This window comes from Nostoc sp. UIC 10607 (assembly GCF_047228265.1).
In the GTDB taxonomy this organism is placed as follows: Bacteria; Cyanobacteriota; Cyanobacteriia; order Cyanobacteriales; family Nostocaceae; genus Nostoc; species Nostoc foliaceum_A.
The window spans coordinates 73,532-93,274 of the sequence record NZ_JBIQNW010000019.1 but is presented as its reverse complement, the minus strand read 5'-3'; the positions used below and the strand labels follow the sequence as shown (position 1 = coordinate 93,274).

Sequence of the window (19,743 nt, the reverse complement as noted above, 5' to 3'; positions counted from 1 at the left end):
ATCCCGCCCACTTACTTAAGCGGTAGCTTTAATAAGTTAGGCAATAGCATATCCTGTGTGTTGCCTAACATTTGGCGGGTGAAATCCCAAGACAATTTTCTCTTTAGGAATTCCTGCTGCTACTAATTCGTAGGTAACACCATCTTCTGTGTCATTCCGTTGCACCCAAATTTTGCCATCAATAATATCGAGATGAACTAAGCAACCGTGAATTCGTTTAACACCATCCCAGCCTAAACTTATCAGCAAATAACTGTCATTTTTGCTATCAAATACTGCTTTACATTCAATGGCTGCGTGTGAATAAGGAATTTGTGTGTAGGGTACTAATACCTCTTTGATGATCCGTCGATAATTATCTAAGGTATCCATTGGATAATCCTCTCAGCTTCTGGATTAAAAACGAGTAACTTTAGATTTTCAGTATCTATTAAAAGTGTACCAATTGGTTCCTCAAACAAAGCTGTAAATACGCTGTCGCGCACTGCCAAATATAATGTTCTTTCTGGTTCGAGGCGATGGATAACAGCACGATACATAATAAATTCCCCAATAGCATCTTTGAGGTCTGCCATTTCTGAGGGACTGACAAAACTTTTAATTTCTACAGCTATTTTTTTACTTTCTTGTTCTGCGGCTAAGAGTTGCTTGGCTCCTAATTCTACATACATATCTTTTTGACCCCACTTTAAATGTAAGGGGTCATCTGTAATTATCCAGCCTTCTTTAACTAAAGCATTCTTAACAGCATCATGATAAATATCTCTTGCAGGCATATCAAAGCAGATTAAAATTCAATACGCTTGGGTTAAGGGCTAATTGTACAAAACTGTGGGTTTTTGAGACGCGATAAATCGCCGTCTCTACAAGTGTTTTAGTCTTATCTGAACTGTATTGTATTAAAATTTTTCTTTACTTGGAATCATTTACCTTTGTGGTAACACTTGGCTAATAATTTATCTTTACCAAAAATAAGGCATAATCTCACCTCTTCCTCAGTCTAGCTCTGTATCCACCGCTCAATAGTCGGACTTTTATTCATGATGTTTACGCAATTCCCTATCTGATATGTAAAATGGTCAGCGTATCAAGCTTTGATCCAGGCGATCGCACATGGCCATTACAAAACGGCGACTACCGACATTTTTACAGTTTGGCAAAAGTCTCAATCTTTCCCAAAAACTCATGCTCATCGGGTTAGCCATTACCCTATTTTTCATTTTCCTGGCATTCTTCGCTCCCGTATTCCAGGCTTGGGGATGGCTGCAAAACCCCAAAGATTTTCTTTCTAATCCAATTCACGAGCCACCCTCAGCTAAACATTGGTTCGGTACTAGTCGCTTGGGCTATGATGTGTTCTCCCGGACATTGTTTGGCGCTCAAGCTGCTTTGCAGGTGGTAATTTTGGCAACAGCGCTGAGTATGATTATCGGTGTGCCTTTGGGGATGCTGAGTGGTTATCTCGGCGGGAAATTGGATAAAGTGTTGCTGTTTATAATGGATAGCATCTACACCCTACCGGGGCTACTGCTGTCTGTGACGTTGGCGTTTGTGGTGGGGCGTGGAATATTAAATGCAGCGATCGCTATTAGCATTGCCTACATCCCCCAATATTACCGCGTTGTTCGCAACCACACTGTGAGCGTGAAAACTGAAGTATTCATCGAAGCTGCTCAAGCAATGGGTGCTTCTATTTGGGTTGTGCTTTCTCGTTATCTATTTTTCAATGTCATTCAAAGCGTACCCGTCTTATTCACACTCAACGCCGCTGATGCAATTTTAGTGTTGGGCGGTTTGGGCTTTCTGGGGTTAGGACTTCCCGAAGAAGTGCCAGAATGGGGACATGATTTAAAACAAGCCCTAGAAGCTCTACCTACTGGCATTTGGTGGACTACACTTTTCCCTGGTTTAACGATGACATTCATGGTGGTAGGGTTATCACTACTTGGTGAAGGGTTAAACGAATTTGTCAATCCCCGGTTACGGAGAGAAAATAGAATCCGAAAATAGTTAGTAAACAGTGGACACTTATCAGTCAACGGGCTGATCATTGATAACTAGTAACTGATAACTGGTAATTGATAACTGGAGAGATTAGTGTGAAAGATAACCTGACGTTAATTGCCGCCGCTACTGGCGGGTTTATGCTTTCGATTGCCCTTTCTGGCATCTTAAGGGGTGCTCCAGTTACAGGTTGGCAGGAGCAATCGAGTTTCCGCACCATGACTTTTGCTAATTTACAGAAATCGGAGTTGAAAGCCGCGCATCTTGATGTCGGGGATGAAAACGACTCGCACCCAATAAAACAGAAAATTTAGAATTTTTTCGTGCCAAAATGCTAAAACGCTAAGTACAGATTTGCCTCAAACTTTGACGACTTGAGCTTGAAAATCGAAACGCTCTAATACACAGAAGTTTAGTATGTGGCTATTTTATTGCCTACAAACTTGTGCAAAGCTGTACTACGATGCTTTTTAAGCCGAAAATTTGCGGCTTGGTCTGAGGATTTTAAAGTGGTGAGTTCTCAAGTAATTGGCATTGATGTAGGGGGAACGGCAATTAAGCTAGGGCGTTTTGCCGCTGATGGTACTTGTCTGCAATCTTTGACTGTGGCGGCTCCCCAACCGACAACACCGGAGGCGGTGCTGGCGGTGATTGTAGATGCGATCGCGCAAATTGATCCTCTGGATCAAACTGTTGCTATTGGTGTTGGGACTCCTGGCCCATCCGATGCAGCAGGACGCATTGCTAAAATCGCTATTAACTTGCCTGGATGGATCGATGTACCTTTGGCAGATTGGTTAGAAGCTAAAACTGGCAAACCAACTGCGATCGCTAACGATGCTAATTGCGCTCTTTTGGGAGAAGCTTGGCTGGGAGCCGGTCGCCATTTTCAAAATCTGATTCTGCTAACTTTAGGTACTGGGGTTGGTGGCGCAATTATCCTTGATGACAAACTATTTGTTGGACATCAAGGAGCCGCCGGGGAATTAGGTTTAATTTCATTTAACCCAGATGGGCCAATTTGCAATAGTGGCAATCAAGGCTCTTTAGAACAATATGCCTCTGCTACTGCAATTCGTCGCCGCACTCTCAAGGAACCCGTCGAATTGGGTTTTCTTGCCCAACAAGGAGATCCCACAGCATTGGCTTTTTGGCAAGAGTATGGTATGTGTTTGGGAATTGGTTTGACGAGTTTGATTTATGTACTCACACCGCAAGTGATCGTCATTGGTGGCGGTATAAGTGGCAGCTTTGAATTTTTCATACCAACAGTCAAGGCAGAAATTGAGAAGCGAGTTCAGCCTTTATCACGAGCGGGTTTACAAATATTGCCAGCGGAGTTAGGGAATTTTGCTGGGATAGTAGGTGCAGCAAAGTTGGCATGGCAAAACTATATAATTCGTAATTCGTAATTCGTAATTCGTAATTGTTACCCCATGCACGCCAGTTAATCTACTTGGGGAAACCCTAAGACGGCAGTGGCTCATAAATGCGGGGCTTGAATAAAGATGCCGAGCCTTTTTTTCTTTTTCATAACTGAAATTAGTTGCTCTGTACCCTTAATTAATTATTAATGACTAATTATCTAATTAATTACGAATTACGTTAGGGCTAGCGATGTAGGAGCTTCATTACGAATTACCTAATACTAAGACAAAGAATATCCTGTTGCTTTCTTAACGTATTTCACAACTTTTTCATAAGATTCAGGATTACTTACAGGGTTGATGATGATGGGAATAGTGCCATCTGGTAACCAAAAAGTTATCCTGCCGTTCGGTTCATGACAAAAGGAACTGATGCAGTTGAGATTAATTACATATTCGTTTTTTTCGTACAGGATTTTCACCCAGTGGCCATGATCTAATTCCAACCCCGTCACACATTCTAAATAATCGAGAATCTTTTGATAATCTTCCAAGTTACTTTGCGGGTTAATCACTATTGGTATGGCACTATCGGGTAACCAAAAAGTAACCCTGCCGTTCAGTTCATAACAAAAAGCATGAACACGTTCAAAATTCACTACATATTCTCTCCTTTCGTAAAGGATTTTCACCCAGTACGCCACAACATCTCCCCAATTACGAATGATGCACCCTGTATATCCAAATCTACTGAAGCCTGAAGTTAATGTTGCTGTGTACCAATTAAAAATTAATTTTTAATTTTTAATTTCTAATTTTTAATTGTTATGACACCTCCAATGGTGTTGGTGTCCCTGAAGTTGAGAGAGAAAGAGCGATCGCTGCTTGAATAAACCCTTTAAATAAAGGATGAGGGCTACTAGGGCGCGATTGAAATTCTGGATGAAATTGGCAAGCAAGAAAGAATGGGTGCTTGGGTAATTCCACAATTTCAACTAAGTGTCCATCGGGAGAAGTACCACTGATTACATAACCAGACTTTAATAACAGATCGCGGTAAGCATTGTTGAACTCATACCGATGTCGATGTCGTTCATAAATTACATCTTCTTGATAAAGCTTGAAGGCCAGAGTATCAGGGAGAACACGACAAGGATATAGCCCCAAGCGCATTGTACCCCCTAAATCGACTACTTCCTGCTGTCCTGGCAATAAATTGATTACCGGATCAGTTGTATGAGCGTCAAATTCAGCACTATTAGCACCTGTTAATCCCCCTACGTGCCTAGCCCATTCAATCACAGAACATTGCATTCCCAGGCATAAACCCAAAAAGGGGATTTGGCGATCGCGGGCGTATCTAATGGCGGCAATTTTGCCATCTACCCCCCGAACACCAAAACCTCCTGGCACAACTATGCCATCGACACCCTCAAGATAAGTTTCGGGCGGTTCGGTTTCCAAATCTTCTGAATTTATCCAACGCAGGCGCAGTTTGCCATAAGTAGAGATTGCAGCATGGTTTAATGCTTCCACTACAGATAGGTAGGCATCACTTAACTGCACATATTTACCAACAATGGCAATTTCTAGCTCGTGCTTGGGGCTATGTAACCGTTGTACCAAGGTTTGCCACTGCGTCAAATCTGGTTTGCGTTGTTCCATTTGCAGCAAGTTCAGCACTTGTTCTGCCATTCCTTCCCGTTCTAGATTCAGGGGTACTTCATAGATACTTTTGGCATCTTGAGAAGTGATGACGCATTCTTCCGGTACATCGCAAAATCCCGACAATTTTTGCTTTAATCCCTTGGGTAAGGGGCGATCGCTCCGACAAACTAAAATATCTGGTTGAATACCAATGGATCTCAGTTCTTTAACCGAATGCTGCGTTGGCTTAGTTTTCATCTCACCCGCAGAAGCAATCCACGGTACCAACGTTACATGCATATACAGCACATTCTGCCGTCCCACTTCTTTGCGGAACTGACGAATTGCTTCCAAAAACGGCAGTGATTCAATATCTCCCACCGTACCGCCGATTTCGGTAATCACTACAGAGGGATTTGTACTTTTAGCAACTCGCAGAATTCGCTCTTTTATTTCATTGGTAATATGAGGAATTACTTGTACTGTGCCGCCATTGTAGTCTCCGCGCCGCTCTTTATTGATAACTGCCTGGTAAATCGAGCCAGTAGTAACACAGTTCAAACGCGACATTGAGGTATCGGTAAAGCGTTCGTAATGCCCCAAGTCCAAATCTGTCTCCGCACCATCCTGGGTAACGAATACTTCCCCATGCTGAAAGGGACTCATTGTGCCAGGATCGATATTGATATAAGGGTCGAGTTTAAGAATCGACACGGAATATTCGCGCGACTTAAGCAAACGCCCTAGACTTGCTGCTACAATGCCCTTACCAATACTGGAAACTACGCCCCCAGTTACAAAAATAAACTTAGTCATAGTAGTTTAAATTTCTAACAACTTCTAAAAAGACATCCCGTCATTGTGCCACAGTTGTTGTGGTGTAATCTTCTGTGATTTGCTGTGAAAAACCTTCTAGGATTAGTAATATTAGGCTGTATTCTTACTTCCTCCGTAGCATTGGCAGAGCCATCTCTTATAGTCGTTTTTCCCCAAACAAACTACCAGACGAGTGCCCAAAAAATCTTCTTTCTGGGAACTGCACCACCAGATGGTCAGGTTTTGATCAATAGTAAGCCAATTACCCGCAGCAAAGCTGGTCATTTTTCCCCTAGTTTTCCCTTGCAGTTGGGGGAGAATCTTTTTACTGTGCGTCACAACAATCAAGAACTCCAGATTAAAGTGACAAGGCTTACCACTAGCCCTGAGCTACCACAGGGGTTAGCCTTTGCTAAAGATTCCCTGACTCCCGCAGCTGACATTGCCAGACTACCGGGAGAGCTAATTTGTTTTAGCGCGATCGCACCCCCTAACGCTAATGTCTCTGTCAACTTAGCTAATCAAACTATTGCTCTTTCACCTCAACCACAACAGGCACAACTACCAAGTAATTTGGCAGCTCTGACAGGGCAAAATCAACCTTATGCCCAGTCTAGCGTAGGCAATTATAAAGGTTGTACCACAGTGGCAACAGCCGCCGATCTGGGACAACCTCAGTTTAAACTGACCCTCAATGGCAAGACGATTACTCAACCAGGGGCTGGTAAAATTCAAATCCTCTCAAGAGCACAGTTGCCAGTTTCTGAGGTGATAGTAGAGTCAGGTGTTGCTCGCACTGGCCCAAGCACCGATTATTCTCGACTTACACCACTGCCCAAAGGCACACGCGCAACAGTAACAGGTAGGGAAGGTGAATGGTTGCGCCTAGACTATGGCGCTTGGATTAATAGTCAGGAAACCCGCATTCTACCTAGTGCAATTCCGCCACAAACAATAATTCGCAGTGTCGGATACCGTCAACTCCCTGGTGCAACAGAGATCGTTTTCCCCTTACAAGTTCCCGTTCCTGTGAGCGTACAACAAAGTGAGGGTGCTTTCGCTCTCACTCTCTACAATACCACTGCCCAAACGGACATTATTCGCCTGGATGATGACCCCCTAATTTCTCGCCTAGATTGGCAACAAGAGGCTCCAGAACAAGTAAAATACACCTTTAACCTCAAAAAAGCTCAACAGTGGGGATATAAGCTGAGATACGACGGTACAACCCTGGTTTTGGCTTTGCGTCATCCGCCGAAAATTGGGAACACAAGACGCAAGGCTTTAGCTAATCTCAAGATTGTACTAGATCCTGGGCATGGCGGTAAAGAATCTGGTGCCAGTGGCCCAACTGGATATTTAGAAAAAGATGTGAATTTGGTGATATCCAAGTTGCTGCGGGATGAGTTGGTGAAGCGAGGAGCAACGGTGGTGATGACGCGGGAGGATGATAAGGAGGTTTCGTTAGTAGAACGTCAGGCAATTATCAATCAAGAAGAACCTGCGATCGCTCTTTCCATACATCACAACTCCCTACCCGATAATGGCGATGCCGAAAAAACTAAGGGATTCGGCACTTTTTGGTATCATCCCCAAGCCCACAGCCTCGCAATATTTTTACAAAACTATGTAGTAAAAAAACTTGACAAACCTTATTATGGCGTGTTTTGGAACAACCTAGCGCTGACACGCCCTGCTGCTGCGCCATCCGTATTGTTGGAATTGGGTTTTATGAGCAGTCCCGATGAATTTGAGCAGATAGTGAACCCAGAGGAACAAAAGAAAATGGCAAATGCGATCGCTCAGGGAATTACTGAGTGGTTTAGAAGTGTGAGATAAATTTTGAGGTACAACATTAGTTGCTCATTGTATTTGGTGGAGTGCGATCGCCTCCGGCGGGGCGTAGCTCATCGCTATTTTTTAGCTAAGTAAGTCGGTGCAATAAAACCAAACTATGTAAATAAAAGTAAATAAAGCTCAAACTCTTTCTCTCCCTGCTCCCTGCCCCCTGCCTTATTGCAACAATAATTATTTACGCTGACTTACTTAGTTCCTGCTCAATGTTGTGATCGGTCTTTCTTCAAACTTTATGACTTTTATAGTGTATGGTCATGGGCAAGACTGCGAATAGGGTATTGGTGATTGTTAACAAGCTGTATCGATTGATAGTCACCCCCCTATTTCAAGATAGCCTTTCATAAAATGACTGAAAACGTTGATAAGTATCTAAGTATTCAAATGTAGTCATTGAACGAGATGTCGCTACCCTCTGAGAGTCTATCAATTCCTTTATTTCGGGTATTGTAATTAGTTCTTCAAACTCAGATTCAATAACAATTAAAAAATTTATTTCTTTTCTAAAATCATTTTTGATTTCATCGTGCGTTATAAAAAATGGGTAAGTCACTTCTTTTTCTAAATCAAAATAACAAAGTTCCCAATTTTTATCCGGTAACTTGTAAATATTTTCTTTGTTTATAAGCAATTCTTGTCCTGTCTTAAAGTTTTTCCCTTGCTTAGGAGTAATACACTCTTTATAAGGTTTATCTTTAACATCATGAGAAAGTTGAATTTTCATTTTTTTACTGGGATATTAAATAAATCTTTACAGCTACCAAAAATTATCTTTGCTTTGGGATAAATTCAAAGTAACATCAGTTTTTTGACCTAGCACGGCGATCAATGGCGCCTAATTGCGCCTCACCATAAATATACTGCCCCAAAGCATTAGCTTGCCTAGCGGGTGCCGCTAAATGGACATAAATCTTTGCTTCCTTGAGTAGACGTTGAACGTCATCCCAGTAGAATTCACCGCCACCACCAGTAATAATCACATCAGTTACACGCTCTGGCAACCAGGCTAGAACACGGCTACAGATTTCACGAGAAAACATCTCCGTGAGGTTGGGAAGAAAATCGTCTAAGTTAGTGGGTTTGCTTGCTCCTTTAGGAAGATAAAAACGCTCGCCTCTGGGTTTGTTAACAGCAGAAATCAGCGCTAGAGATTGACTATCAGCACCTTCTATTTCAGCAGATACCAGTTCATAGAACTTATGCATACCAAAGTCTTCACTCTTAGAAGCATCTCTAGTAAAACGGAATTTATCTACCATCAAAAGATCGACGGTTTGATGTCCGATATCAACTATCGCCACCGATATTTTTGTAAAATCGGGACTGTTAGGACTTTTCTTAGGTTGAGCTTCAGACCACAACAGGCTGCCATAGCCCTCTGGCGTTACCCATACCTTACTGACGTTCAGCGACACAGATTCGCCTCGGAAGTTCAACACATGAGGCCCGCCTACTTGACTAATCAAGTGTGCTTTTTCCTTTTCAAATTGCTCTAAGGAAAGAAAAGGCAGACCCAGTACAACTGAGATATCGTCTCTGAGTTTGAAGTAGCTAGCACTTGCTAACACTTTTACCAGTGCAGCCTCTACCTTAGATTGGCCAACTCCTAAATTCGCCCCAAAATCTGCTGCTAGTTGACCAAGAGCATATCCATTATCTTGATACTCTAGCCACAAATCCATCAGAGGGTCAGTGGCACGAGCTTCAAACACATTGCCGCATACTTGGTTTATTGACATCTGCTTAATATTGGCAGGTACGAACACCACATTGTTTGGTTCACGACTCACGCAACTTTTTGTGGAAGTTCTACCTAAATCAACACTGAGAATAGTTTTACTGCCAATATCGTTGGGTTTGACAGTATTGATTTGTTTAGTTGCTGCTGTTGCTGTTAAAAGACGTGCATAGTAGTCATTAGGAACAATAATTAACTCCTCTTTTAAGAGGTATAGAACTTGGTTAGTTTGCTCCACTGCTGCTTGAAATCTATTTAAAGCATCTGTTGTAGATTCTCTATCAATCTCCCACATTAAGGAAATGAGATTCTGTTGCAATCGCACTGCCAAACGCAAACAGTCTTTTTCTACTTCATCTAATGCGTGTTGGCGAGTTAAATCATTAATCTGCCTTTTGCTTTCATCAGCAAATTCATAATATTTCTTCTCTAAGTTTGCGTATTTATCCGTTAATTCATTTGCAACTTGTCTGTGATGCTTGCCTGCTTGTCTGTCCTTTTCTCCAGCAGCATGAGCAGTAAAAGCACCTGCGACAGCACCAACTGCCGCCCCTAAAGCACCAAACAGAAGAGGAATTATAAAAATCATACAATTTTTGACTAATTCTCTAGGAATGAGGAAGAAGGTAAAGAAGTTGAGAATCAGGCAGTAACTTACTATCAGTTGATGCTAGTCCTAAAGACTGAGCAATAGCGACTGATTCACGTAACCGTTGCATAGCCCCTTCTATTCCCGGTGCAATTGGACGATTTGTAATTTCTTGATTAATTGCTTCTGCTTGGGCTAAAAACTCTAGATTTTTATGGTGTTCATAAATCAGTTCATTTTCAATTGCTTGTAATCTTTCTAATTCTTGTTTAGTTAAAGATTCATAATAGATTTTCACGGTCTGTTTATGATCATCGAGGATTTTGAAAAACTCGTAAACCATACCCGCAGTTCCAACAACAGCTAAAACTGGTGCTGCTGCTGTTAAAGCGATCGCAATTGGTGGACAAGCTGCTGCTACTGTTGTGGTTAAAAACGCTGTCACACCGCCAACTGTGCCGCCTTTTACGGTATCTTTCAATGTTTCTATAGCGGCTTCTTGTGCAGAAATTTCACCTCGAACTACGCGTAGCGCGTTGGTTAGTAACGAAAATGGTGCTGTCGTCGCTACACCAATGGCTGCTCCAAGGGGCGCGGCTTTAACACCTGCTTTAACTGCACCTGTTAGGTTGTCAAAATGCCATTTAGCATCTAGTCTCATTTGCTCCTGCGAAGTCATGGGTTTATCGCCACGGCCTAAATTATCTTTGGCGTTTTCCCACTTGATATTTTTGGGATCATTTGAGCCGCCTTTGCTATGCGGTTTGATATGACTAGCGTGCTTATCTGATAGATATTTTTGGGTATTAACATCAGTAGATTTGCTATCAATCCCTGCTCTTTGAGATGGAGGGATTTTATCTAACATTTCTTGGGCTTGCACTCTGGTTCTGATCGGATCACCAGATCGAATCCCACTTTTATATAATCTACGGGCTGCACTTAAGGATAAATCCTGTAATTGAGCATGTTGAACGTTAATGTTAGCAGCAGCATTAAAAGCGGAATTACGCTCTTGTTCGTCAGACATGGGAAACCAATCTAGTGTGATGTATTAGCTTATTTTCTTATGGTTCCCATTTGAACACAGATGCGATCGCTGAGGCAGCTAAAAACCCAAAAGATGGAATAATGCAGAAGATGGCAAAAATAGCCCTCAAGTTCTTGAAAGGTGCGTTGGCGTAGCCCGTCATAGACATCGCTGATTTACCTACTAATGAAAAGCTAATTGAAGTCTGTACTAAGCTTTTGCCTGTAATTACTAAGTTTTTCGGCTTGTCATAACTCCTTGCTTTGTCTTGATTTCAGTGCTTTTACCCTGCCAGAACTCCTTTAATTGCGGGTAGAAATATATGAAATCTTATATTTTGAAACTGTATGTATTTTAAAATAGGCGGGATTGTGGGAGCGATCGCTATTTTGTTGAGCAGTGGCAGTGCGTTCGCCCAAGATGCAGAAAGATATATTACCGTCGGGCATGATAAATTAGGAAACAGCGTAGCTCTGGATACGGAAACAATTAAGGGCACGACATACAAGCTTTATGGGATGTATGGAGATGGCGTCTTCGAGACTACCTTCGATGCATCGTGCAAAGAATCGCGCCTTTTTCTCAATCGCATTGCCATTTACGGTTCAGAAGGACAGCTACTTGAAGAGGATAAGGAGAAAGGAGAAATACCTTTTGTAGCAAGTTCTTCACCAGGCAAAGGAATGAAAATTGTTTGTCAAAAGATTGGTGCCCGTGGTTGGTAGTTGCTCAATATTTTAGAAGTAGAGAATGGGGAATGGGGAATGGGGGGAAGAGGAGCAGGGGGAGCAGGGGAAGCAAGAGTGGAATCAATACTTGTCGGTTAAGGGGAAAAGGGGAAGGGGAAAGGGGAAAGAAAAAACCTTTAACCTTTACCCTTTAACCTTTTCCCCAAACCCAATGCCGAGTTAAAAATGCAAAACCCGAGCAGTATTGAGAGTGGAATAACCAAAGCCCAATTCCCAATGCCCAATGCCCAATGCCCAGCTAAAAAATACTAAGGACAAAATAACGTGTCACGCGTATCTCGTCCTGTAATGGGATTAGTTCCCTTGGCAAGTTTGCACAATTTTTTTTGCTCATCGGAACGCAGCAGCGTATCGGTAAAATCTGCCCCATCAATGATTGCACCATCAAATCTGGCGTTAGCAGCAAAGGCACCCTCCAACAGTGCATTTGTCAAATTTGCTCTCACTAAACGAGCTGAGTCTAAAGTGGCATTTCTCAAGTCAGCTCCCTCCAAATTCGCAGACTCCAAATTTGCTGCAAAGAAACTAACACCGTGCAAATTAGCGTGGCTGAAGTTGCTCTGGCGAAGATTAGCTTTGGTAAAGCTGGAGTCTGTTAAATCACGTCCTGAGAAATCAGCCTCGACCAAAATTTCTTTATTAAATTCGAGTGCCAAAGCTGTTGGAGCAAAACCTACGGTTGTCGTGATGCCAACTATTCCCCAAAGGAATAAGCTGAGTATACTTGCCCAAAAGTGATAGTCTGTTTTACGCTTCAACCCAAACTGTGTTCGGGATGAGTCAAGTGTAGAACCCTCTGTGCGTAGGCGTAGCCCGCCGCAGGCATCGCTTAACCTAGAATTCATAGAATTCATCATATTTTTAATCAATGGCTAACCTTCCTCCATCTCATTATCCAGATATTGGTCATTTAGGAGAAGACCTAGTAGTCCAATGGTTGCAATCTACAGGGTGGATAATTCTCCATCGTCGCTTTTCTAGCCGCTGGGGAGAAATCGATATCATCGCCCAACATGATGGAAAATCTGGGGAACCAGAGGAGCAGACAGAGAACTCCTTAGTGGCTCAACGCCCCACTACTGCTAACAGCACTCAGCACTCGATGCTGGCATTTGTTGAAGTGAAAACCCGCAGTTCAGGTAGTTGGGATGCAGGCGGAAGAAACGCAATCACCCCACAAAAGCAAGCAAAAATCTGGCGGACAGCTGGAATATTCTTAGCACAGTGCCCTGAGAAGGCAGATTATTCTTGCCGATTTGATGTTGCTATTGTCTACTGTCAAAGAATATCAAAAAATCTGACTGAGGTTCCAGCAACCCAGGAAGCTCTAGCTACTTCATCAGCAGCGGGATATAAGTTTAAGCTGCAAGAATACATTCTGGCAGCTTTCGACTCTTCAATTGATAATGGTTAATTGGTAATGGATAAAATATCTTGATTACCAATGACCAATAATTTTGTAGTAGCGTTACAACCGAATAGAGTCACGCCAAAGTTTCTGGACAGTAACCTAAGCCCCGGACAAACTGTTGCCGGAACGCCTCGATTTCGTCTCTCTCTGGGCTACCATGAGAGACGATCGCAACCTGATAGCGACGCATCACGTCCACAGGGCACTGTCCCGCTTCCAAACTCCAAAGTGCCATTTGCACCCTCATTGGCGGTTCGTAGCTAATTCCTAATTCGTTTAGAAAAGCCCGAAAGTCGCCATCTTCTTGGGGCGAGACTTGACCTCTGAGTTTGATCCTAACCACCCAGCCATCAATTTGATGAATTACGGTGACGAATGAAACTGGTGTCTGGGGTCTAGCGTGCAGGTGTTGAACGACCCTCAGGGTTAGACTGGCATTTGCCAGATAGTACAAGTATTCCATGTTTGTTGGTGCTTGGGATCAAAGCCAATCCTACATATATATATTCGTCAATCAGTGCCTGTTCCCGGTAGGGTAAAAGCCCCCGTTTTTGGATGGGGAGGTTTACCCAATTTTTATGTTAATTTTTCCGTGTTACTTAATAGTATCAATCTTATAGCCTAGCGACAAAACTGAGCGAAGATGCCTTAAAGTTCCTTTAGAAGGAAAAGCTCAAACCAGCTTTTTTAAGAGAGTATAAATACTAAATAAAGTAAAACCTAGTAGAAGCCAATTTGAAAGACACCTCTCACCCACAAGAAAAAAATTTGGAATTAGATTGCTCGGTAGCTGGCTATGACTACAAACTACCTTCAGAACTCATTGCCCAAAACCCAGCAGTTCCTAGAGATAGCTCACGGTTACTGGTAGTTAATTCTCCGACTACAGGCACTGAAACAGCACCCCTACACCACATTTTCCATGATTTGCCTGCACTGTTGCGCTCTGATGATTTGTTGGTTATGAACAATACAAGAGTCATTCCAGCGCGGCTTTATGGTCATAAATCCACTGGTGCGAAAATCCAGGTGTTGCTGTTGGAAGAACGGCGGTATAACTGTTGGTTAGCTTTAGTTAAGCCAGGAAAAAGCTTCAAACAGGGAGCGAAGATTATTTTTGATGTCAGGCAATTAGGGATTGGGGATTTGGAAGATTCTTACCAAGTAAAGAGTCCCCAACTCACGGCTACGGTTCTAGAAACAGACGCAGCAACTGGGGGACGTTTGTTGCAATTTGATGTCCCAGAAGGGCAGTCTTTGATGCAACTGTTAGAGGTATTTGGTGAAGTTCCGCTACCACCTTATATCACTACCTCAGAAGCTGCTGATGAGCAATATCAGACAGTTTATGCTAAACAGCCAGGAGCGATCGCAGCTCCAACGGCAGGATTACACTTTACTCCAGAATTATTACAAAAGTTGCGCGATCGCAATATCAATCAAGCTTTTGTCACCCTACACGTTGGTGTAGGCACATTTCGTCCTGTGGAAGTGGAGGATGTAACTACCCATCACATGCATGAAGAATGGATTGAAGTTCCCGCCGCTACAGTAGAGAAAATCCGCGCCACGAAAGCGGCTGGTGGTCGAATTATTGCTGTGGGAACAACGGCAGTACGCGCCCTAGAAGGGGCGGCTCAATCTGGGGATTTACAACCATTTTGCGGGAAAACAGACCTGTTTATTTATCCCGGCTATCAATGGCGGGTGGTGGATGGTTTAATTACTAATTTTCACCTGCCGCGTTCCAGCTTGCTGATGTTGGTAAGTGCGCTAATTGGCAGACAACGGTTATTGAATATATACAACGAAGCGATCGCTTTTGGATATCGCTTTTATTCATTCGGCGATGCCATGCTAATTTTGCCGTCAGCTGTAGGAGTTAAGAGACGCGATTAATCGCGTCTGTACAATTAGGAGTAGAGACGCGATTAATCGCGTCTCTACAGTTAGGAGTTAAAAGTTGGAAATTTGGAATTTTTTCTTTCGCGGTGGGTACTCTGACTTATGAGGAGCGAATAATAATTATAGGTCTGCAATCCATGTCTGAAAAATTCCTATTTTCCCAGTGGTTACATTTATTTTGCCGGGTGACACTCTGTGGCTGTTCTGCGTTTTTAGTCTTAGCTGCACCGACAATTACTAATTTTTCAGGAAGCAAGCTGCTAGCAGAAACCGCAATTTCTCAGGATCTCGAAGCAGCTAGCTTTTTCCAACAAGGAGTGACGCGCTATAACCGCAAAGACTTACAGGGTGCGGAATATGCCTTTCGTCAAGCGTTGCAGCGAGATCCTAACCTTGGGTCAGCGCGAAATTATCTGGGTAATATATTCATGGAGCAAAATCGCCTAGATGTAGCTTTACAAGAATATTCAGAGGCGATTAAAATCAATCCTAATTTTAGCGAAGCTTATTACAACTTAGGGTTAGTGTTGCACCGACAAGGAGAAAAAGATGCAGCGATTACGGCTTATCGCCAGAGCCTAGTGATAGATTCCACAAGGGTCGCAGCGCTGTATAATCTGGGTTTAATCCTGTATGAACAAGGACAGCTTGATGATGCGATCGCAGCATACCAACAAGCAATTAATCTAGATAGCAGCAACGCCAACGCTTATTTTAACTTAGCGATCGCCTTGCAACAACAAGGTCAAATAGAGCCTGCGATCGCCACTTATCGCCAAGCCTTGCAGCTAGATCCTAAAAATGCCACAGCTTACAACAATATGGCAAATTTGCTAGCAAATCAAGGTCAAGCTTCTGAGGCTATTTCTGTTTATCGGCAAGCTATTCGCTTAAACCCTAAAAATGCCTCAACTTACTATAACTTGGGAGTAACTTTATATCATCAGGGCGATATCAAGAAAGCTAGTGGAGTCTTGAAACGTGCCCATAACGAATATCGTGAGCAAGGCAACATTGAACAAGCTGAAAAAATTGAGCAGCTAATGCAGCAAATTGCCCAGAAAAGTGGGCAACAGCAACCTCAAGCCAGTCAAACAGCAACTCCTTCTCAGACTCCAGGCAACACAAGTAATGTAGTACAAACATCTGACCCACAGACACCAAATCAACCAGAAACTCCAGCCAACCCTAGCAATGTCCCTGTCTCAGTTGAACCACAGTCTACTTCAACCAATCCTGAAAAATAAAAAACTCAGAGTTAGGAATTAAAGAAGAATTCATCCGCCAGTCGTCAGAATTCAACATCAATTCTGCCGACTGGGGCTTTTATTTTACTTGATAGTTAATAACCTCTAACTCCTAACTTTCTTAAATCGGTAAACGGTTGATATCTTTGTTGCAACCAATAACAACCATTGCTGAACCGCGCTCTAAACGCTTGGTGGGGTTAGGATTAATTATAAATTTCCCATCCTGGCTCACTGCTAGCAAATTTAACCCATAGCGGTTACGAAGTTGAAGCTCAGTGATTGTTTTGCCGTGAAATTCATCAGGGACAATCAACTCTACAATACTGTTATCTGGGTCTAGGTCAAACCGATCTAAGATTGCCGGTTTGGTAAGGGTACGTGCTAGGGCACAACCCGCTTCATACTCAGGAAAAACAACATGATCTGCTCCTACTCGCCGCAACAGTTTACGGTGAACTTCACTAGAAGCTTTAGCAACTACATGAGGTACACCAGCTTCTTTCACATTTAGGGTAGTTATAATACTTTCCTGAACGTAGTTGCCAATCGCTATGATTACAGTATCAAATTCAAAAATTCCAGCTTCTTTGAGTGCGGCTGGTTCTGTAGAGTCTAGTTGCAAAGCATGACCAACGATTCCCTCAGTTAATGCTTCTGAAACTCGTTTTTCATCAATATCTGTTGCCAGCACTTGATAACCAAAATTGTGCAATGTAGAACAGACAGACCTACCAAAGCGGCCTAACCCAATTACAGCAAATTGGTGGTTATCTTTACGTAAACTGCGAAAAAAACTTAATGATGACAGATTCACCCTTGTTATCCTTATTATGGCTCCCTGTATTTAGGGCAAAAAACGGTTATACCGCTTGAATTAAAAATTTTATTTTTTGCCTTCAAATGTATATTTTATCAGTTTAGTCATTAGTCATTAGTCAAGAATTTTTCTCCTCCCCTCTCCTTAACTAACCCACGAGTAAATTTTCTTCAGGATAGTGAATTCTGGTAGGGCGTGGATCTCCGAGTACAGCAGACATCAGTAGTAAAACACCTACTCGTCCAACGTACATGGTGACAATTAAGATGAGCTTTGCTGCTGTAGAGATACTTGCTGTAATGCCTGTAGAAAGCCCTACGGTGGCGAAGGCTGATACCACTTCAAACAAAATTTGAATAAAATCTAATGTTGGATCTGTAAGGCTGATTAAAATCGTAGCTAAAATCACGGTCGCTACTGAACCCACCAACACACCCACAGCTTTCAAAATTAAAGATATTGCTATTTTGCGATCATACAATAAAACTTCTTCTTTCCCCTGAAGAATTGCTTTGGTACAACTAGTCAATACTCTCAAGGTTGTTGTTTTCATACCTCCTCCTGTACCACCTGGACTTGCACCAAGAAACATCAGCGCAATCGTAATAAATAGACCAGCTGTGGTCATTTTGCCAATATCAATGGTGTTAAAACCAGCAGTTCTGGGAGTAACCGATTGAAACCAAGCTACTAATATCTGGTCACGTAAATTTAGAGAACCAAATGTTTCAGGGTTTCTGATCTCTATACAGAAAAAGGCAACTACCCCTAGGAATAATAATATCAAAGTTGTGCTGGTTGCAACTTTAAAGTCTAGAGAAAATATTTGATTTTGAGTTTTCTTTAAAATGCGATCGCGCAACCAAAGGTAGATTTCCAAAATTACCTGATAGCCAATTCCCCCAAAGATAATCAACGTTGTGATGGTGAAGACTACTAAGAAAGATGACTGATAACCAATTAAGTTATCCTTAAATAAACTAAAACCAGCATTATTCCAAGCATTGATACTATGAAAAATTGCTAACCACAGTCCTTTACTCCATCCATACTCAGGAACAAAAGCTGGCAAAAGCAAGAATACGCCTGTAATTTCAAAAATTAAAGTTGTGGCAATAATTGAACGGATTACTTGGGCGCTACCACTCATCCCCGGTCGGTCTAAAGCTTGTTGAATTGCTATTTTTTGCCGCATATCAAACCTACGACCAATGAGCAAAATCAGAAATGTAGTAGTTGTCATGTAGCCCAACCCGCCAATCTGAGCTAGTAGCGCAATAAAAAACTGTCCCCAAAAGGAAAAATAAGTACCAGGATCAACTACTGATAAACCTGTGACACAAACTGCGGATGTCGAGGTGAATAATGCCACAATCAGGTTATTCCAGGTACCATTGCTAGTCGAAAAAGGCATCATCAACAGGATAGTACCTACAGCGATGACAGCCATAAATCCCAAACAAATTGTGCGAGCAACAGTCATAAGTAATTTTAAATTTAAAATTCAAAAACTCAATCATGCTAGGCATCCCGGATGTTTCTGGGATGCAAATGACAACAAAGGCAGCTTATTAAGGTAAAATCAGGAAATTTTTCCAGGGAAGAGCAACCGGAGTTTATTATCCCTGCAAACCAAAAGACCCTATTTTAATTAAAAACACACATGGTAGCCTATCTGTATGTTTTTTTTAAATTCGGCTTTGTCTTAACACTGCTTTTTTCATGAGTGCAACACTTTACCAGCAAATTCAGCAATTTTACGATGCTTCCTCCGGGCTGTGGGAACAGATTTGGGGCGAACATATGCACCACGGCTATTACGGTGCCGATGGTACTCTGAAAAAAGACCGCCGTCATGCTCAAATTGATTTAATCGAAGAACTGCTCAATTGGGCAGGGGTACAAGCAGCAGAAAATATCCTAGATGTGGGCTGTGGCATTGGCGGCAGTTCTTTATACCTGGCACAAAAGTTTAATGCTAAGGCTACAGGAATTACATTGAGTCCTGTGCAAGCCGCGAGAGCAACAGAACGTGCCTTGGAAGCTAATTTGAGTCTGAGAACACAGTTTCAAGTCGCAAATGCTCAAGCAATGCCCTTTGCTGATAATTCTTTTGACTTGGTTTGGTCGCTAGAAAGCGGTGAACACATGCCAGATAAAAATAAGTTTCTCCAGGAATGCTACCGAGTATTGAAGCCTGGTGGCAAGTTAATTATGGTGACTTGGTGTCATCGACCAACTGATGAGTCCCCATTAACGACGGATGAGGAAAAGCATTTGCAGGATATTTATCGGGTGTATTGTTTGCCTTATGTGATTTCTCTGCCAGAGTACGAAGCGATCGCACATCAACTACCATTACATAATATCCGCACCGCTGATTGGTCAACTGCTGTCGCCCCTTTTTGGAATGTGGTAATTGATTCGGCATTCACTCCCCAAGCATTTTGGGGCTTACTAAATGCTGGTTGGACTACCATCCAAGGAGCATTATCACTGGGATTAATGCGTCGCGGTTATCAGCGTGGGTTAATTCGGTTTGGCTTATTGTGCGGCAATAAGTAAG

The 19,743-nt window shown here is 42.5% G+C and carries 21 protein-coding genes; 9 read left to right on the top strand and 12 right to left on the bottom strand.

Going from position 1 to position 19,743, the window contains the following annotated elements; translation table 11 throughout:
- Window positions 1-36 precede the first annotated feature (36 nt).
- Complete coding sequence (locus ACEYW6_RS17975; protein ID WP_412980790.1) at window positions 37-372, bottom strand: XisI protein; 336 nt, start codon at window positions 370-372, stop codon at window positions 37-39.
- Window positions 360-776, bottom strand: coding sequence for a XisH family protein (locus ACEYW6_RS17970; RefSeq protein WP_412980789.1), 417 nt, complete (start codon window positions 774-776; stop codon window positions 360-362). The genes ACEYW6_RS17975 and ACEYW6_RS17970 overlap by 13 nt, the downstream gene beginning before the upstream one ends.
- Window positions 777-1,113: 337 nt before the next feature.
- Between ACEYW6_RS17970 and ACEYW6_RS17965 the strand changes: the two genes are divergently transcribed.
- The 3 genes from ACEYW6_RS17965 to ACEYW6_RS17955 all read left to right on the top strand — a co-directional run bounded on the left by ACEYW6_RS17965 (window position 1,114) and on the right by ACEYW6_RS17955 (window position 3,416).
- A complete protein-coding gene (locus ACEYW6_RS17965; RefSeq protein WP_412980788.1) occupies window positions 1,114-2,010 on the top strand; it encodes an ABC transporter permease in 897 nt (298 codons plus the stop codon).
- 89 nt (window positions 2,011-2,099) lie between these two features.
- Complete coding sequence (locus tag ACEYW6_RS17960; protein ID WP_190896928.1) at window positions 2,100-2,318, top strand: hypothetical protein; 219 nt, start codon at window positions 2,100-2,102, stop codon at window positions 2,316-2,318.
- A gap of 195 nt (window positions 2,319-2,513) precedes the next feature.
- Window positions 2,514-3,416: an ROK family protein gene (locus ACEYW6_RS17955; RefSeq protein WP_412980814.1), complete on the top strand. Its 903-nt coding sequence runs from the start codon at window positions 2,514-2,516 to the stop codon at window positions 3,414-3,416.
- A gap of 236 nt (window positions 3,417-3,652) precedes the next feature.
- Here ACEYW6_RS17955 and ACEYW6_RS17950 read toward each other — a convergent pair whose 3' ends face one another.
- On the bottom strand, window positions 3,653-4,075 hold the full coding sequence (locus tag ACEYW6_RS17950) for a hypothetical protein (protein ID WP_412980787.1): 423 nt from the start codon (window positions 4,073-4,075) through the stop codon (window positions 3,653-3,655).
- A gap of 121 nt (window positions 4,076-4,196) precedes the next feature.
- Window positions 4,197-5,834: a CTP synthase gene (locus tag ACEYW6_RS17945; RefSeq protein WP_412980786.1), complete on the bottom strand. Its 1,638-nt coding sequence runs from the start codon at window positions 5,832-5,834 to the stop codon at window positions 4,197-4,199.
- An 84-nt stretch (window positions 5,835-5,918) separates the two neighbouring features.
- On the opposite strand from ACEYW6_RS17945, the gene ACEYW6_RS17940 reads away from it, so the two are divergent.
- A complete protein-coding gene (locus ACEYW6_RS17940) occupies window positions 5,919-7,673 on the top strand; it encodes an N-acetylmuramoyl-L-alanine amidase (protein WP_412980785.1) in 1,755 nt (584 codons plus the stop codon).
- Between the two features lie 343 nt (window positions 7,674-8,016).
- On the opposite strand, the gene ACEYW6_RS17935 is transcribed toward ACEYW6_RS17940, so the two are convergent.
- From ACEYW6_RS17935 to ACEYW6_RS17920, 4 genes are all read right to left on the bottom strand, one after another.
- Entirely contained in the window at window positions 8,017-8,412 is a 396-nt protein-coding gene (locus ACEYW6_RS17935; RefSeq protein WP_412980784.1) for a hypothetical protein, read from the bottom strand.
- A 76-nt stretch (window positions 8,413-8,488) separates the two neighbouring features.
- Window positions 8,489-9,559, bottom strand: coding sequence for a chromosome segregation protein ParM (locus ACEYW6_RS17930; RefSeq protein ID WP_412980813.1), 1,071 nt, complete (start codon window positions 9,557-9,559; stop codon window positions 8,489-8,491).
- A 475-nt stretch (window positions 9,560-10,034) separates the two neighbouring features.
- On the bottom strand, window positions 10,035-11,045 hold the full coding sequence (locus ACEYW6_RS17925) for a hypothetical protein (RefSeq protein WP_412980783.1): 1,011 nt from the start codon (window positions 11,043-11,045) through the stop codon (window positions 10,035-10,037).
- A gap of 37 nt (window positions 11,046-11,082) precedes the next feature.
- A complete protein-coding gene (locus tag ACEYW6_RS17920) occupies window positions 11,083-11,214 on the bottom strand; it encodes a hypothetical protein (protein ID WP_412980782.1) in 132 nt (43 codons plus the stop codon).
- 178 nt (window positions 11,215-11,392) lie between these two features.
- On the opposite strand from ACEYW6_RS17920, the gene ACEYW6_RS17915 reads away from it, so the two are divergent.
- The gene (locus ACEYW6_RS17915; protein ID WP_412980781.1) at window positions 11,393-11,770 is read left to right on the top strand and encodes a hypothetical protein; all 378 of its coding nucleotides are present in this window, start codon (window positions 11,393-11,395) and stop codon (window positions 11,768-11,770) included.
- A gap of 272 nt (window positions 11,771-12,042) precedes the next feature.
- Here ACEYW6_RS17915 and ACEYW6_RS17910 read toward each other — a convergent pair whose 3' ends face one another.
- Entirely contained in the window at window positions 12,043-12,639 is a 597-nt protein-coding gene (locus ACEYW6_RS17910) for a pentapeptide repeat-containing protein (RefSeq protein WP_412980780.1), read from the bottom strand.
- Window positions 12,640-12,662: 23 nt separating this feature from the next.
- Here ACEYW6_RS17910 and ACEYW6_RS17905 point away from each other — a divergent pair, with 23 nt between their 5' ends.
- Window positions 12,663-13,208 carry a YraN family protein gene (locus ACEYW6_RS17905; protein WP_412980779.1) on the top strand — a complete coding sequence of 182 codons (546 nt, stop codon included), beginning with the start codon at window positions 12,663-12,665 and terminating at the stop codon, window positions 13,206-13,208.
- Window positions 13,209-13,278: 70 nt separating this feature from the next.
- On the opposite strand, the gene ACEYW6_RS17900 is transcribed toward ACEYW6_RS17905, so the two are convergent.
- Entirely contained in the window at window positions 13,279-13,668 is a 390-nt protein-coding gene (locus tag ACEYW6_RS17900; RefSeq protein ID WP_069068139.1) for a hypothetical protein, read from the bottom strand.
- Window positions 13,669-13,940: 272 nt separating this feature from the next.
- Here ACEYW6_RS17900 and queA point away from each other — a divergent pair, with 272 nt between their 5' ends.
- Both queA and ACEYW6_RS17890 read left to right on the top strand, forming a co-directional pair.
- A complete protein-coding gene (gene queA, locus ACEYW6_RS17895) occupies window positions 13,941-15,104 on the top strand; it encodes a tRNA preQ1(34) S-adenosylmethionine ribosyltransferase-isomerase QueA (RefSeq protein ID WP_412980778.1) in 1,164 nt (387 codons plus the stop codon).
- A gap of 143 nt (window positions 15,105-15,247) precedes the next feature.
- Window positions 15,248-16,357, top strand: coding sequence for a tetratricopeptide repeat protein (locus ACEYW6_RS17890; RefSeq protein ID WP_412980777.1), 1,110 nt, complete (start codon window positions 15,248-15,250; stop codon window positions 16,355-16,357).
- A gap of 121 nt (window positions 16,358-16,478) precedes the next feature.
- Here ACEYW6_RS17890 and ACEYW6_RS17885 read toward each other — a convergent pair whose 3' ends face one another.
- On the bottom strand, window positions 16,479-17,174 hold the full coding sequence (locus ACEYW6_RS17885; protein WP_412980776.1) for a potassium channel family protein: 696 nt from the start codon (window positions 17,172-17,174) through the stop codon (window positions 16,479-16,481).
- Between the two features lie 151 nt (window positions 17,175-17,325).
- The gene (locus tag ACEYW6_RS17880) at window positions 17,326-18,660 is read right to left on the bottom strand and encodes a TrkH family potassium uptake protein (protein ID WP_412980775.1); all 1,335 of its coding nucleotides are present in this window, start codon (window positions 18,658-18,660) and stop codon (window positions 17,326-17,328) included.
- A 239-nt stretch (window positions 18,661-18,899) separates the two neighbouring features.
- Between ACEYW6_RS17880 and ACEYW6_RS17875 the strand changes: the two genes are divergently transcribed.
- Window positions 18,900-19,742: a methyltransferase domain-containing protein gene (locus tag ACEYW6_RS17875; protein ID WP_412980774.1), complete on the top strand. Its 843-nt coding sequence runs from the start codon at window positions 18,900-18,902 to the stop codon at window positions 19,740-19,742.
- Window position 19,743: the final 1 nt, after the last annotated feature.

Bases quoted from the DNA above. Each gene is read 5' to 3' on its own strand.
- ACEYW6_RS17905 (WP_412980779.1), top strand. From the start codon at position 12,663: ATGGCTAACCTTCCTCCATCTCATTATCCAGATATTGGTCATTTAGGA.
- ACEYW6_RS17900 (WP_069068139.1), bottom strand. From the start codon at position 13,668: ATGGAATACTTGTACTATCTGGCAAATGCCAGTCTAACCCTGAGGGTC.
- ACEYW6_RS17975 (WP_412980790.1), bottom strand. From the start codon at position 372: ATGGATACCTTAGATAATTATCGACGGATCATCAAAGAGGTATTAGTA.
- ACEYW6_RS17880 (WP_412980775.1), bottom strand. From the start codon at position 18,660: ATGACTGTTGCTCGCACAATTTGTTTGGGATTTATGGCTGTCATCGCT.
- ACEYW6_RS17925 (WP_412980783.1), bottom strand. From the start codon at position 11,045: ATGTCTGACGAACAAGAGCGTAATTCCGCTTTTAATGCTGCTGCTAAC.
- ACEYW6_RS17935 (WP_412980784.1), bottom strand. From the start codon at position 8,412: ATGAAAATTCAACTTTCTCATGATGTTAAAGATAAACCTTATAAAGAG.
- ACEYW6_RS17945 (WP_412980786.1), bottom strand. From the start codon at position 5,834: ATGACTAAGTTTATTTTTGTAACTGGGGGCGTAGTTTCCAGTATTGGT.
- ACEYW6_RS17915 (WP_412980781.1), top strand. From the start codon at position 11,393: ATGTATTTTAAAATAGGCGGGATTGTGGGAGCGATCGCTATTTTGTTG.
- ACEYW6_RS17965 (WP_412980788.1), top strand. From the start codon at position 1,114: ATGGCCATTACAAAACGGCGACTACCGACATTTTTACAGTTTGGCAAA.
- ACEYW6_RS17875 (WP_412980774.1), top strand. From the start codon at position 18,900: ATGAGTGCAACACTTTACCAGCAAATTCAGCAATTTTACGATGCTTCC.
- ACEYW6_RS17890 (WP_412980777.1), top strand. From the start codon at position 15,248: ATGTCTGAAAAATTCCTATTTTCCCAGTGGTTACATTTATTTTGCCGG.
- ACEYW6_RS17970 (WP_412980789.1), bottom strand. From the start codon at position 776: ATGCCTGCAAGAGATATTTATCATGATGCTGTTAAGAATGCTTTAGTT.
- ACEYW6_RS17920 (WP_412980782.1), bottom strand. From the start codon at position 11,214: ATGTCTATGACGGGCTACGCCAACGCACCTTTCAAGAACTTGAGGGCT.
- ACEYW6_RS17910 (WP_412980780.1), bottom strand. From the start codon at position 12,639: ATGAATTCTAGGTTAAGCGATGCCTGCGGCGGGCTACGCCTACGCACA.